The sequence below is a fragment of the Actinophytocola sp. KF-1 genome (assembly GCF_054661535.1).
In genome coordinates, this window is the sequence record NZ_BAAFVK010000006.1 from 296,884 (window position 1) to 311,050 (window position 14,167).

The following is a 14,167-nucleotide window of genomic DNA, read 5'->3' on the forward strand; positions in this document are numbered from 1 at the left end:
CCAGATCGTCCACTGTGGATAGCGGACGCGAAGTTGCTTGCGGGGGAAGGAGACTACGCGATGTCCGGGCCGGGCACCTGCGGACCGGACGCGCGCCGCCCGTTGATCGGGCCGAACGTCCGCGACAGCTCCAGCTCGGCGGCGAGCACGGCCGCGAGCCTGCGCACGCCCTCCTGGATCCGCTCCGGCGTCGGGTAGCAGAACGACAGGCGCATCTGCCTGCTGCCGAACCCGTCCGCGTAGAACCCGGTGCCGGACACGTACGCCACCCGCGCGGTGACCGCACGCGGCAGCATCGCCTTCGTGTCCACGCCCTCCGGCACGGTCATCCACACGAAGAACCCGCCTGCGGGCACCGTCCACGAGCAGCCGGGCGGCATGTGCTGCTCCAGCCCGGCGATCATCGCGTCCCGCCGCTCCCGGTACGCCGACTGGAAGGACTTGATCTGCCCCTTCCAGTCGTGCGTCGCGAGGTAGCGCGACACGATCATCTGGTTCAGCGTGGGCGGGCACAGCGTGGCCGACTCGGCGGCCAGCATGAGCTTCTCGCGCACCGCGTGCGGCGCCAGCACCCAGCCGACCCGCAGGCCCGCGGCGAACGTCTTGGAGAACGACCCGAGGTACACCACGTTGTCCGGGTCCATGGACCGCAGCGCCGGGTACGTCTGGCCGTCGAAGCCGAGCAGGCCGTACGGGTTGTCCTCCACCACCAGCACGTTGTGCTGCCTGCAGATCTCGAGGATCTCGGCCCGCCGCAGGATCGCGAGCGTCACGCCGGCCGGGTTGTGGAAGTTCGGGATCGTGTAGAGGAACTTGACCCGCCGCCCCGCCGACTCGGCCGTCCGCAGCGCCTCGCGCAGCGCGTCGGGCATCAGGCCGTCCTCGTCCATGGCCACGTGGACCACGTCGGCCTGGTACGCGGCGAACGTGCCCAGCGCGCCGACGTACGACGGCCCCTCGGCGAGGACGACGTCACCAGGATCACAGAAGATCCTCGTCACCATGTCCAGCGCCATCTGCGAGCCGACGGTCACGACGATGTCGTCCGGGTGCCCGCTGATGCCCTCCAGCGCCATCACGTCACCGATCTGATCCCGCAGCTCAGGCAGCCCGTGGGCCGACCCGTACTGCAGCGCGACCAGGCCGTCCTTGGCGATGATGTTCGCTACCTCGCCGGACAGCGAGTCCAGCGGCAGCGCGGCCAGGTTCGGCATGCCGCCCGCCAGCGAGACCACCTCGGGCCTGCTGGCGACGGCGAACAGAGCTCGTACCTCGGAGGCCGTCATGCCGGCAGCTCGCGCCGCGTAGCGGCCGAGGTGCGGGTCGAGGCTTCTGCTGCCTGTTGGCTCGAGGGACATGGCGGGCTCATCTCAGCCGGGGTCAACGCGGTGACGATGCTCGCTGCGCGAGCTTCGCTCAGTCGATCGAGTGTAACCGGGCCGATATTCCCGCCCTGCCGGTTCCAGCGGCCCGTGGAACAGGCTTATCCTGGCGGTGCACACGGTGGTCAGGGCCGGTTCAAGGTCCAGGGTGGGAGGTCAGGTGTCGCGACGCGTTGTGGGCGTCACGCTGGACAACCTCGAGGATCTCCCCAAGCACAGTCGTTCGTGCGTGTACTGGGAGCTCGCCCCGCACCTCAAGGAGCAGGCCGAGGAGTTCGGCACCTCTGAGCTGGAGAAAGAGGCCTGGGTCTCCAGCGTGCTGCTCGAGTGGGGGTCCTGCGGTCGGATCGTCTACAGCGACAAGCTGCCGGTCGGGTTCGTGCTGTACGCCCCGCCGAACGCCGTGCCGCGCGCGTCGGCCTTCCCCACGTCCCCGCCCAGCCCGGACGCGGTCCTGCTGACCGGGTTCATGGTGCTGCCGGAGTTCCGGCGCGGCGGTCTCGGCCGGATGCTGGTCCAGGCGGTGGCCAAGGACCTGACCCGCCGCGGCGTGAAGGCGATCGAGGCGTTCGGCGACGCGAAGCCCGACGAAGAGGTCTCGTGCGTCGTCCCGTCCGACTTCCTCCTCAGCGTCGGCTTCAAGACGGTCCGCCCGCACCCTCGTTGGCCGCGTCTGCGCCTGGAGCTGCGGTCGGCACTGGGGTGGAAGGAAGACGTCGAAGCGGCGCTGGAGAGGCTCCTGGGCACCGTTTCGGTGTCCACGGCGAGCCCCGCGCTGCAGCAGTAGACGGAACAGCCCCGGAACGATCAGTTCCGGGGCTGTTTCATGTGAAACATTCGCTATTCGGCCTTGGCCAGTTCGTGCCGGAGGACGTCGGCGAACGTGAACGTGCCGGTCGGCTGGTCGTTCTGGCCCAGCAGGTACAGGCGCTTGACCGCGACGAGGATGCCCTCGGCCACCACGTCCCGGAACGACGGGTCGGTCAGGCGGCGCCGGTCGTCGGTGTTGGTCAGGTAGCCGATCTCCACGCGCACGGCCGGGCACCGGGTCAGCCGCAGGGTGTCCCACGTCTTGCGGTGCGCACGGCAGTCCTTCAGGCCCGTCCGCACGACCAGCTCGCGCTGGATGAAGCCCGCGAGGGTCTCCCCGATGGTCGACGTGCTGCCGGTGGCCGTGCCGAAGTGGAAGCTCGCCACGCCCTGCGCCAGCGGCGACCGGTTGGCGTCCGAGTGCAGCGACAGGAACAGGTCGCCGCCCACCTCGTTCGCGAACTGGGCGCGGTCCGGCTCCGACGGGCACTGGTCGGGCCCGCGGGACAGCAGCGCCTGCATGCCGGTCGCGGCCATCTTGCCCTCGAGCCTGCGCGCCAGGTCCCACACCAGGTCGGCCTCGTTCACGCCGGCCACCGAGACACCGGTGTCGGTGCCGCCGTGACCCGGGTCGATGACGATGCGCTTGCCACGCAGCCGCGGTCCCGCCTTGCGGACCCGCTCCTGCTCACGCAGCAGCACCGGCGAGCCGCCACGGGCCCGCGGCGACAGCTGGCGCAGCGCCCGCACCGTCTCGGCGCCGCAGATGCCGTCGACGGTCAGCCCGTAGTCCCGCTGGAAGTTGCGCAGCGCGGCCTCGGTCTGCGCGCCGAACACGCCGTTGGCGCGCCCGGCGTCGTACCCCAGCTCCAGCAGGCGCTCCTGCAGCGTCATGACGTCGTCCCCGCTGACCGGCGACGACACGAGGTACGCGAGCGGCCGGGCGCCCAGCCGGTACGTGGCGTCCTTCAGCGCGCGGTAGGTGGCCGGGCCGACGAGACCGTCGGCGATCAGGCCACGCTGCTGCTGGAACGTGCTCACCGCGTGCTCGACGGCGGCGTCGTAGACCGCGGCCTCCGGTGGGGCTGACGGATCCGCCGGCAGGAGGCCAAGCCCTGAGAGCGTCGCGCGAACCTCGGCAACAGCCGGTCCCGCGTCACCGCGGCGGAGTACCCGCATGCACCCCTCGCTCGGATCGGGCACCGACCCGAGTCGGCGCAGATTTTCCATTCCTGTCGCAGCACGGCTGCTGGTCCACTATTGTGCCCTGCCGCCGACGCCGGGGCTTGCGGGGTCACGTGCCGCGTCCAACCGCTCACCCCACATGGCACAACGGCGCACACCAAGGAGACGGTGTGCGCCGTTGAACGGTTGTCACCCGGGACGAGTGATCAGATGAAGTCGGAGAGGTCGTTGAGGAGCGCGGCCTTCGGCTTGGCGCCCACGATCTCCTTCACCTTCTCGCCGCCCTTGAAGACCATCAGGGTCGGGATGGAGAGGACCTGGTAGTCACGCGCGACGGTCGGATTCGCGTCGACGTCCAGCTTCGCGACGGTGAGCTTGTCACCGTGCTCGGCGGCGATCTCCTCGAGCACCGGCGCGACCATCCGGCACGGCCCGCACCAGGTCGCCCAGAAGTCGACGAGCACCGGCTTGTCGCTGTTCAGGACGTCCTCGCTGAACGACGCATCGGTGACGGTCACGGTGTTTCCGGCCATGTTCTCTCCCTCTCAGTTCTGCGTCGGGGCGTAGCCGCCGCCGACGAGTTCAGGTGCCGACTCCGCCTTCGGCTCGCCGTGCTCGGCCAGCCAGCGCTCCGCGTCGATCGCGGCGGCGCAACCCGAGCCGGCCGCGGTGATCGCCTGCCGGTAGGTGCGGTCGACCAGGTCACCGGCGGCGAACACGCCGTCGATGTTGGTGTACGTGGTGTGCGGGCGCACCTGGACGTACCCGTCCGCGTCCAGGTCGACCTGGCCCTTGACCAGCGCGCTGCGCGGGTCATGGCCGATGGCCATGAACAGGCCGGTCACGTCCAGCACGGACTCCTCGCCGGTCACGGTGTTCCGCAGCTTCACGCCGGAGACGTTGCCGTCCCCCAGCACCTCGAGCACCTCGGAGTCGAGCTGCCAGCGGATCTTCTCGTTCGCCCTCGCCCGCTCGAGCATGATCTTCGACGCCCGGAACTCCTGGCGCCGGTGGACGATCGTGACCGACCGCGCGAACTTGGTCAGGAAGGTGGCCTCCTCCATCGCGGAGTCACCGCCGCCCACCACGGCGATGTCCTGGTCGCGGAAGAAGAAGCCGTCACAGGTGGCACACGCGGACACGCCGTGCCCGAGCAGCTCCTGCTCACCGGGCACGTGCAGGTACCGGGCGGCGGCGCCCATCGCGAGGATGACCGCCTTCGCGGCGTACCGGACGCCGTTCGCGGTGACGTACTTCACCGGGCCGTCCAGCTGTACCTCGTCGACGTCCTCGGCGCGCAGCTCCGCACCGAAGCGCTCGGCCTGCGCCCGCATCTGCTCCATGAGGTCCGGGCCCATGATGCCGTCGCGGAAACCGGGGTAGTTCTCCACCTCGGTGGTGGTCATCAGGGCGCCGCCGAACTGCGTGCCCTCGAAGACCAGCGGCTCCAGCTGGGCGCGGGCCGTGTACACGGCAGCCGTGTAACCGGCCGGGCCGGACCCGACGATGATCACGTCGCGGACGTTCTCGGACATCAGACCTCCGAAGCGGGGCGCTCGTTTGCTGCGCACTCGTGTAACACGATCGTAGGTGCCCGTTGTTCCACGCGTACGTGGTGACCGTGCGCATAGCGCGACCGCGGGTGGCGACCAGGTGCCACCCGCGGTCCGCGAAAAAGTGTGCTCAGCCGATCGACGCGTCGGTGATCAGGTCGCCGGCACAGTCGGGCGCCACGATGACCAGCCGGAACCGGTGGTCGTCCTCGCCGCCCGCGAGCAGCGCGGCGACGCCCTCCTTGCCGTCGAGCGTCACCTCCCGGGCGCCGATGACCGACGGGTCCGCGATCCCCTTCTCCGACAGGCAGTCCTTCAGGCCCTGCTCGTCCTCCAGCGGGCCGTAGTCCTTCTTGCCGGACAGGCCGCTGATCGCCTTGCCGAGGTCGTCGCCCTTCAACGCGAGCGGCGGCTCCTGGCCCGGCGCCTCCTGCGAGCTGTCGCCCTTGTCCCCCGCCACCGGGTTGCCGCCCGTCTCCTGCCCGGGCAGCGCGACGAACGTGATCGCGGCGACGGCAGCGGCGGCGGCCACCAGGCCACCGGCCCAGCCCATCCTGCGGTTGCGCTTGCGGCGGGCCTCGGCCATGTCGGCGACCGGGGCGACCCCCGGCTGCCGCGCGGCGGGCATCGTCCTGGCGGCCTCGGCGGCGATGGCGTTGTCGAGCCGCGCCGCGAAGTGCGCGGGCATCGGCTCGAACGGTCCGTCACCGAGCCCGCCGAGGTCGTGCTTGACGCTGTCGAGCGCGGCGAGGATCGCCTGCGCCTCCGGGTCGCGGTTGACCTGCGCCCACAGCGCCGCGGACTGCCTCGCGTCCAGCGCTCCGGCGTGCAGGTCGGCGAGCACGTCGACAGACCACGGCGGCCCGTTCGGGACCCCCGTTCCCCTCGTGCTGTCTGTCATCGTCCCTCCCAGCGGCGCCGCACCGGCACGTCTCGCCCTTCAACTGCGCCATCTGGGACGTTCGCATCTGCATCGGGGTTCCGCAGATGCCCCAGAACTTTGGCCAGCTTGGCGCGACCCCGCGCACACCGGCTCTTCACGGTGCCCTCCGCGATGCCGAGCATCTTGGCGGTCTCCGCCACCGAGTAGCCCTCCACGTCGACGAGCACGATCGGGACCCGCTGGTCCTCGGACAACGCGTCGAGCGCCTTCTGCACGACGAGCTTCGTCTCCCGCTCGGACATCGAGTCCCGCGGGGCGGCGGGCTCGCCCGGTCCGGTCTCCGGCAGGGGCACGGTCGGCCTGGCCTGCCGGCGCCGCACCCGGTCCAGGCACGCGTTCACCACGATCCGGTGCAGCCAGGTGGTCACCTGCGACTCGGCCCGGAAGGAACCCGCTGCGCGGAAGGCGGAGATGAACGCCTCCTGGAGTGCGTCGGACGCTTCCTCGGGATCCCGGAGGGTGCGCAGGGCGACCGCCCACATGCGATCACGGTGCCGGCGGACCAGCTCGCCGAAGGCACGCGGATCCCCGGCGGCGTGTGCCGCGATGAGGTCGGCGTCCGAGCTGGCAGCGGTGGTCACGTGAGGAGGATATCGGTCGGCCGTTCACCCATTCGCGCTGTGGGGCCGACCACTCGCCGGATGTTCACTGCGCCCGGATGAACTGCACCTCACCCAGTGCCGACTTGTTCCCGTCGCCCAGCTGGGTGATCCAGACCAGCACGTACTGGGTCGGTTCCGCGTTCGCGAGCTTGATCTCCGTCTTGCCGCCCTGCAGCGTGGCCTTGCCGATCACCTTGGTCTCGTCGAGCGACGGCGTGCCGGACGGGGCGGTGCGGATCTCGACGACCGTGTTCGGGCTCGGCGACTCGATGATCACCGACGCGAACTTCACCGACTCCGCGAACGACGCCATCAGCCCGACCCCGGGCTTGAGCGCCGGGAACTGCTGCTTGTAGGTGTCGGTGCGCCACTCCGTGCCGGGGTCGCCGTCCGTGGCGAAACCGGCGCGGCGCGGGTTGTCCGGGGTGCCGCCGACGTTGAACACCTCGATCGACGCGGGCTGCAGCGGCCCGGCCGGTTTCGGCGCGGGCGGCGCGGTGTCGCCGTTGGTGGGGGTCGGCTGCTCCACGACCACGGTGTCGCCGCCGCTGCTCGCGTCGTCGCCGAAGAAGTCGATCAGCAGCGTGCCCAGCCACGCGAGGATGGCGACGACCGCGATCGCGAGCGCGGTGACGCCGATGGCGAGCTTGCGCCTGCGGGACCGGTCGCGGATCGGCGGTCTCGTGGTCCACACCGGGCCGCCCTCGACGTCGTCGGCCGGCTCGGTGACGGGCCCGAGGAACTCGGTGCGCTCCGCCGACCGCGCGGCCTCGTCGAGCACGGCGAGCAGCGTCGCGCTGGTGTGGATGCCGCCGAGGTGCGTGTCCTCGAGGCTGCGGATCGCGAGCGCGGACAGCTCCGGCGGGACGTGCGGGGCGAGCACGTGCGGCGGCACGATCGAGCCGTCCGGTGTGACCGGTGCGGTCGGGATGGCCTCCGGCCCGCCCGGCAGCGGCCAGCGGCCGGTGAGCAGCAGGTACAGCACCGCGCCGAGACCCTTCACGTCGTCGCGCGGCACGGCCTCCGGCAGCGGGCCGGGGAACGCGAGCCGCAGCATCCCGTCGACGCCGACGCGGATGCGCTGCGGGTGGTCGACGCCGAGCACGAGGCCGGCGTGGTGGGCGCGTTCGACGGCCGAGGCGAGTGGTTCGAGCAGCCGGGCCGCGTTGGCGGCGGGCAGCGGGTGCTCGGCGATGACGTCGATCAGGTCGGTGCCGGTGGACCAGTCGGCGACGATGATGCCGAGCAGGCCCTCACCAGGGGAGATGCCGTTGCCGAGGCTCAGGACGTCCAGCACGCGGGCGGTGGCCGGGTGCTGGAACGCGGCGGCGTGCGCGGCCCGCTCCAGCGTGCGGCGGGCGGCCTGGGCACGCGGGCCGTCGTGCGGGTCGCCGACCAGCACGGTCAGCGCGACGTCGCGGCGCAGCTGCCCGTCGCGGGCGCGCCACAGGTGCGCCTCGGCGCGCAGGTCGTGGCCGAACTGGGCGAGCAGGCGGTACCGGCCGTCCCCGATCACGGCTCCGGGCAGCAGGAAACCCTCCCCGCCTGGCTCTCCGCCGGGGGGCAACTCGCCGGTCAGGGACTCGGTTCGTCTCGTGGTCACTGCTCTCTCCCCGCCCAGCGCCCAGCGCGCGACGGACACCCTCCGCTCGTTGTGAGTATGAAAACGAGGGTACGTGACGTGGGTTCGTTATTCCTGTCGTTGACTACTACCCGCGACGCACCAGTCGGGTGATTCGTTGCGTCGCGGGCTGCAATTCGGGCACCCGGAACGCCGCGAGCAGGCCGAAGGCCACCACGAGCGTCACGAATCCCTGGACCACGAGGTGGACCCACGCGGTCAGCGCCGGTCCGGCGCCGCCGAGCACCAGGTCGGCGAGCAGCGTGGCGCCCCACGCGGCGAGCACGCCGGCGACCCCGGCGACGATCGTCTGGACGATCACCTTCACGACCCGCATGCTCTGCAGCCGCCCGAGCCGCACCCACAGCCACATCTGGCCGAGCACCGCGCCGACCACGTAGGTGAGCGAGTTCACCAGCAGCACGCCGACGACCACGTCCTCCGGCTGGAGCCGGTCGGCGCAGAAGTACAGCAGCGGGATCTTCACGACCGTCATCACGATCATGATCAGCGTGGGCGTGCGGGAGTCCTTCATCGCGTAGAACACCCGCAGCTGCAGCATGACCAGCGCGTACGGCAGGATCCCGAACGCCGAGAACGCGAGCGCGTCGCCGAGCCGGGCCGCGTCGCCGAGGTCGGCCTTGCCGACGGCGAACAACGCGATGCCGACCGCGGAACCCGCGATCGTCAGCATGGCGCTGATCGGCACCAGCATCACGGTCGACAGCCTGCTGCCCAGCGACAGGTCGCCGACCAGCTTCTCGGTGTCGCCGTCGGCGGCCGCGCGGGACATCCTCGGCATGATCGCGGTGAGCAGCGACACGCCGATGACCCCGTACGGCAGCTGGAACAGCAGCCACGCGTTGGCGTAGATCGCGGCGCCGCCCGGCGCGGCCGACGTCAGCACGCGGGTGGTGATCACGACGCCGATCTGGCTGATGGCGGCGTACCCGAGCACCCACAGCGCGAGCCCGCCGAACTCCTTGAGGCGGGCGTCGAAGCCCCAGTTCCAGCGGAACTTGAAGCCGGTCCGCCGCAGCGCGGGCACGAGGACCAGCGCCTGCACGACGATGCCGAGCGTCACGCCGAGGCCGAGGACCAGCAGCTTCACGTCGCCCATGCGGACGGGGTCGAGCGAGATCTCCCCCGGCACGAGCGCGTACGCCCCGATGGTCGCCATGATGACCACGTTGTTGATCACCGGCGCCCACGCGGTCGGCCCGAACACGTGCTTGGCCTGCAGGATCGCCGACAGCAGCGCGAACAGCCCGTAGAAGACGATCTCCGGCAGCAGCAGGTAGGCGAACGCGGTGGTGAGCGCCGAGTTCGCCGACCCGGTCGAGTCGTCCATGTACAGGTTGGTCAGCAGCGGCGCCAGCGCGACCGCGAGGACAGTGCCGCCGACCAGCATGGTCATGCCGACCGTCAGCAGCCGGTTCGTGTACGCCTGGCCGCCGTCCGGGTCGTCCTGCGACCGCACCAGCAGCGGCACGACGACGCTCGCCAGCACACCGCCGAGCAGCAGCTCGTAGACGATGTTCGGCAGCGTGTTGGCCACCGTGAACGAGTCGTTGACCACGCCCAGGCCCGCGACCCAGGCGAGCTGGATCTTCCACACGAACCCCGTGATCCGGCTGACCAGCGTCGCGATCGCCATCGACCCGCTCGCCTTCGCGAGCGAGGGTGGCTGCTGCTGGGACCGGGGCTCCACGGTCTGTGATTGTGACCCGAGGCGCCGGGTCACATCGCCGCTACGGGTCAACGATTTCCTCACTCGCCTCGGGTTCCCCGGCGCGTGCCGCCTTCACCCGGCGGAAGATACGCACCCCGACGAGCAACACGAGCACCGCACCGGCCGTGCCGGTCACGGCGACGCTGATGATGCCGTACGACGTCGAGTTCAGTTCGAGCCGCACCGGTTCGCCCAGCGACGTGCCGCCCGGCGTGGTCAGCCGCACGTCGACGGTGAACCGGCCCGACCTGGACACCTCGGCGGGGATGTAGCGGCCGACCGACGACAGCGGCGGGATCGGCACGTCCTGGATCGTCTCGGGCCGCAGGCCGGGCACGGGGCTGAGCCTGACCCGCACGACGATCGCCACGGGCAGGCCGTTGTAGATCGTGATCGGGATCGGGCTGTCCCCGGACGCGAGCGAGTACGGGCGGCCGGGGTCGTTGACGACGACCAGGTTGCGCAGCCCGTCGAGCCGCAGGTCCACGTAGCCGACCATGCTCGCGGCGCCGTCGACGCGGCCGCGCCATGCCGTGGAGACCCCGCGCAGGAGGCCGTACTGCAGCGGCGCGAGCAGCTGGTTCGGCTCGACCCGCGTGGTGTTGTCCGCGGGCATCGCGTCGAGCATGTCCCGCCGCGTCGCGTTGACCCGCATGACGTCCGCGGTGATCTGGGCCGGGATCTCCAGCCTGCTGTCCTGCGTGGAGTAGGTGATGCTCTCCGCGGTGCCCCCGTCGGGCGCCTGGACCGCCTGGTCCAGCGGCAGCGGGCTGGTGAACCCGCCGTCGAACAGCTGCCCGGCGAGGGCGAGGAACTGGTCCAGCTCGGCGTTCGACGCGAGCCACCGCCGCGGCGGCGCGACCAGCACCTGACCGCCGACCCGCTGGTCGAACGCGGCGCGGTAGGCCAGCGCGGCGAGCCCGTCCTGCACGGACACACCCGTGTCGCCGGACGGCGTGCGCGGGTTGCTCGCGAGCGCGTTCGAGACCAGCGAGTCGACCGGCAGTGCCCGGACCGGGTTCGCGGTCTGCGGGGCGTTGAGCACGTACGGCGCGCGGCCCTCGACGTTGCGCAGGTGCGCCGGATCGGCCAGGACCGTCGGCGAGCCGCCGGTCGACAGGCCGACCAGCGTGTTCTGGTCGAAGGTGCCACCGGCGGGCCAGTACACGTTCGCCACCGGCGCCACCGACAGCAGCCTGCCGGTGATCGCGGCGCCGTTGGGCACGGCCAGCTGGCCGAGGTCGGTGGCGCCCGCGCGGGACAGCGCGGACAGGTCGGCGTCGGCGTACGGCACCGACAGGACGCAGTGGCCGCGCGTCAGGTCCTGCACGCGGGTGAGCCAGTCGGCCGCCGCCTGCGCGCCCTTGCCCGCGACGAGCTTGCCGCCGGCGGTCCGCACCCGGTAGCCCTCGGTCATCTTCGAGACGGTGTCCAGCAGGTCCGGGTCGACCACGAAGCAGATGGACCGCAGCAGCTCGACGTTCGCGGTGGTCGCCGTGAGCACGGAGTTGAGCAGGTTGAACAGGCGGCCGCCCGCGGCGAGCGAGTCGGCCAGCGCGTCGTCGGCGAGCAGCGTGCTGTTGTCGGTGGCGGGCAGCGACCTCGGCTGCTCGTCCAGCAGCGGCCACAGGATCGTCACCGCGGGCGGGGTCGCCTTGGGCCGGGCCGCCGCGCCGCCGCCCGGCACGGACAGCACCGGCAGCGGGATGGACACGGCGGCGAGCCGGGCCTGGTCGCTGTAGTCCGGCCTGCCGTTGACGTTGACCAGCAGGGGGTAGACCCCCGGCTCGTCGATGCCGAGCGTCTTGCCGTCGCCGCGGACCGGGATGCTCAGCGAGAGGTTCGCACTGTCGCCCGGCTGGAGCGACTCGCTGACGTCGGTGAACTCGCCGGTCGCCGTGTCGGTGGGCTGGTTGCGCACGTCGCGCATGGCGCGGTCGGACTCGATCGCCTCGCCGCGCTGCAGCCGGACGCTGATGTCCTCGATGCGCCGGTCACCGGTGTTGGTGACCTTGCCGGTGACCGTCACCCGCTGGGTGGTGGCCGTGACCACGCGCGGGGACATCGTGTCGACCGTCAGCTGCAGGCGGGGCTGCCCACCGCCCGCGGGTGGCACCGGCTGCCCGATCGGCTGGGCATGGGCGGGGTCCGCCGCGGTGAACGGTGCGGACAGTGCGAGCAGTGCGGACGCGAGCAGTGCCGCACCCGCCCGCAGGCCGCGCGTCATGGTTGGTCAGCCCCCATCAGCCTCGACCGGTACGTCCTCGGTGGTCTCGTCGACGTGGATCGCGAGCAGCTCGAGCGCCTTGCGGACGAGGCGGCGCTCATCTGCGTACGCAAGCCTGTCCTCCAGTTCGTCCAGCGCGACCCAGTCCACCTCGGTCACCTCGACGTCCTCGTCGGACAGGTCGCCACCGCGCTCCTCCATGAGGAAGTGGTGCACGGTCTTGTGGATCCTGCGGCGTTCCGCGACGAACCAGTAGTCGATGGTGCCGAGCGGTCGAATTATCTCGCCCTGGATGCCGGTCTCTTCCCCGACCTCCCGCACGGCGGTCTGCTCCGGGGTCTCGCCCTCCTCGATGTGGCCCTTCGGCAGCGACCACAGCAGCCGTCCGCGCCGGTCGAGCCTGCCGATGAGGACGATCTTGTCGCGGGCCACGTTGACGACGACGCCACCCGCCGAGGTCTCGTCGACCGCGGCCATGCGCCGCCCGCGTCGCCTGCCGCGGCGCCCCGACCGGGCGCCACGCGACCTGCCGGACGACGGGGGCATGCTCGCGATCGTAATGCTGGTACAGCGTCCGGGTTGCCCGATCAGGACAGTTACGCTCGTTCCCCGTGTCAACAACCCACGCCATCGACGCGAACGCCCGTGCCGAGGAGGAACAGGTGCGCTTTCCCGTGGCCGACGAGCTGGCCGACCGCTTCGCAGCGGCCGGGCACCGGCTGTACCTCGTCGGCGGCACCGTGCGCGACGCGATGATGGACCGGCTGGGCAACGACCTGGACTTCGCCACCGACGCGCGGCCGGAGCGGGTGCGGGAGCTGCTGACCGGGTGGGCGGACGCGATCTGGGACACCGGTATCGCGTTCGGCACCATGGGCGCGGCCAAGCGCGGCACCACCGTGGAGATCACCACGTTCCGGTCCGACTCCTACGACCGGATGAGCCGCAACCCCGAGGTGAGCTTCGGCGACTCGATCGAGGGCGACCTGCTGCGCCGCGACTTCACGGTCAACGCGATGGCCATCGACATGGTCACGAAGAAGTTCGTCGACCCGCACGACGGCCGCGGCGCGCTGAAGCGGCGCGTGCTCGACACGCCGGCCACCCCGCAGGAGTCGTTCGCCGACGACCCGCTGCGGATGATGCGCGCGGTCCGGTTCGTGAGCCAGCTCGGTTTCACCGTCGCGCCGCGTGTGCTGGCCGCCATCCGCGAGATGGCGGGCGAGATCCAGCGGATCACCGCCGAGCGGATCCAGGTCGAGCTGTCGAAGCTGCTCACCGGCCGCCACCCGCGCCGGGGCATCGAGCTGATGGTCGACACCGGGCTGGCCGAGTACGTGCTGCCCGAGGTGCCCGCCATGCGGCTGGAGATCGACGAGCACCACCAGCACAAGGACGTCTACCAGCACTCGCTCGTGGTGCTGGACCAGGCGATCGACCTGGAGGAGCCCGGCGCCGAGCCGGACCTGGTGCTGCGGCTCGCCGCGCTGCTGCACGACATCGGCAAGCCGCCCACCCGGCGGTTCGTCGAGGGCGGCGGCGTGAGCTTCCACCACCACGAGGTCGTGGGTGCCAAGATGGTCCGCAAGCGTTTGCGCGCCCTGCGGTTCTCGAAGGAGATCACCGAGGACGTCGCCCAGCTCGTGTACCTCCACCTGCGGTTCCACGGCTACGGCAAGGGCGAGTGGACCGACTCGGCGGTGCGCAGGTACGTGACCGACGCCGGTCCCCTGCTGTCCCGGCTGCACAAGCTGGTCCGCGCCGACTGCACGACCCGCAACCGGCGCAAGGCGGCCGCGTTGCAGCGCACCTACGACGACCTCGAGGCCCGGATCGCCCGGATCGCCGCCGAGGAGGACCTGGCGAAGGTCCGCCCGGACCTCGACGGCAACGAGATCATGCGGCTCCTCGGCCTGCCGCCGGGCCCGCTCGTGGGCAAGGCGTGGCGCTACCTCAAGGAGCTGCGCCTCGACCGCGGGCCGCTGGACCACGACGAGGCGATCGCCGAGCTGCGCAAGTGGGCGGAGTCGGAAAACATCGCGCCCCCGGCCGAGTCCTGATCTAGAGTCGGACGCACTCCGAACCGGGTTCTCCAGAAGTACGCCGCAGCGC

12 protein-coding genes are annotated in these 14,167 nt (G+C 71.3%); 2 read left to right on the forward strand and 10 right to left on the reverse strand.

Annotated features, from left to right (window positions below):
• Positions 1–53: 53 nt before the first annotated feature.
• Positions 54–1,358, reverse strand: a complete 1,305-nt coding sequence (locus ACYQ77_RS20210; RefSeq protein ID WP_459713492.1) for an aminotransferase-like domain-containing protein — start codon at positions 1,356–1,358, stop codon at positions 54–56.
• Positions 1,359–1,542: 184 nt separating this feature from the next.
• On the opposite strand from ACYQ77_RS20210, the gene ACYQ77_RS20215 reads away from it, so the two are divergent.
• A complete protein-coding gene (locus tag ACYQ77_RS20215; protein ID WP_459713495.1) occupies positions 1,543–2,169 on the forward strand; it encodes a GNAT family N-acetyltransferase in 627 nt (208 codons plus the stop codon).
• A gap of 53 nt (positions 2,170–2,222) precedes the next feature.
• Here ACYQ77_RS20215 and ACYQ77_RS20220 read toward each other — a convergent pair whose 3' ends face one another.
• The 9 genes from ACYQ77_RS20220 to ACYQ77_RS20260 all read right to left on the reverse strand — a co-directional run bounded on the left by ACYQ77_RS20220 (position 2,223) and on the right by ACYQ77_RS20260 (position 12,601).
• On the reverse strand, positions 2,223–3,371 hold the full coding sequence (locus ACYQ77_RS20220) for an N-acetylmuramoyl-L-alanine amidase (protein WP_459713497.1): 1,149 nt from the start codon (positions 3,369–3,371) through the stop codon (positions 2,223–2,225).
• 212 nt (positions 3,372–3,583) lie between these two features.
• Positions 3,584–3,910: a thioredoxin gene (gene trxA, locus ACYQ77_RS20225; RefSeq protein ID WP_459713499.1), complete on the reverse strand. Its 327-nt coding sequence runs from the start codon at positions 3,908–3,910 to the stop codon at positions 3,584–3,586.
• A gap of 12 nt (positions 3,911–3,922) precedes the next feature.
• The gene (gene trxB, locus ACYQ77_RS20230) at positions 3,923–4,912 is read right to left on the reverse strand and encodes a thioredoxin-disulfide reductase (RefSeq protein ID WP_459713501.1); all 990 of its coding nucleotides are present in this window, start codon (positions 4,910–4,912) and stop codon (positions 3,923–3,925) included.
• A gap of 148 nt (positions 4,913–5,060) precedes the next feature.
• The gene (locus ACYQ77_RS20235; RefSeq protein WP_459713502.1) at positions 5,061–5,831 is read right to left on the reverse strand and encodes an anti-sigma factor; all 771 of its coding nucleotides are present in this window, start codon (positions 5,829–5,831) and stop codon (positions 5,061–5,063) included.
• Positions 5,828–6,454, reverse strand: a complete 627-nt coding sequence (gene sigM / locus ACYQ77_RS20240) for an RNA polymerase sigma factor SigM (protein WP_459713504.1) — start codon at positions 6,452–6,454, stop codon at positions 5,828–5,830. The genes ACYQ77_RS20235 and sigM overlap by 4 nt, the downstream gene beginning before the upstream one ends.
• A gap of 64 nt (positions 6,455–6,518) precedes the next feature.
• Positions 6,519–8,078: a protein kinase family protein gene (locus ACYQ77_RS20245; RefSeq protein WP_459713505.1), complete on the reverse strand. Its 1,560-nt coding sequence runs from the start codon at positions 8,076–8,078 to the stop codon at positions 6,519–6,521.
• Between the two features lie 106 nt (positions 8,079–8,184).
• Positions 8,185–9,753 carry a murein biosynthesis integral membrane protein MurJ gene (gene murJ, locus ACYQ77_RS20250; protein ID WP_459713969.1) on the reverse strand — a complete coding sequence of 523 codons (1,569 nt, stop codon included), beginning with the start codon at positions 9,751–9,753 and terminating at the stop codon, positions 8,185–8,187.
• Between the two features lie 94 nt (positions 9,754–9,847).
• Positions 9,848–12,055 carry a DUF6049 family protein gene (locus ACYQ77_RS20255; RefSeq protein ID WP_459713507.1) on the reverse strand — a complete coding sequence of 736 codons (2,208 nt, stop codon included), beginning with the start codon at positions 12,053–12,055 and terminating at the stop codon, positions 9,848–9,850.
• A 6-nt stretch (positions 12,056–12,061) separates the two neighbouring features.
• Positions 12,062–12,601: an NUDIX hydrolase gene (locus tag ACYQ77_RS20260; protein ID WP_459713509.1), complete on the reverse strand. Its 540-nt coding sequence runs from the start codon at positions 12,599–12,601 to the stop codon at positions 12,062–12,064.
• A gap of 65 nt (positions 12,602–12,666) precedes the next feature.
• On the opposite strand from ACYQ77_RS20260, the gene ACYQ77_RS20265 reads away from it, so the two are divergent.
• Positions 12,667–14,115, forward strand: coding sequence for a CCA tRNA nucleotidyltransferase (locus ACYQ77_RS20265; RefSeq protein WP_459713510.1), 1,449 nt, complete (start codon positions 12,667–12,669; stop codon positions 14,113–14,115).
• Positions 14,116–14,167 lie beyond the last annotated feature (52 nt).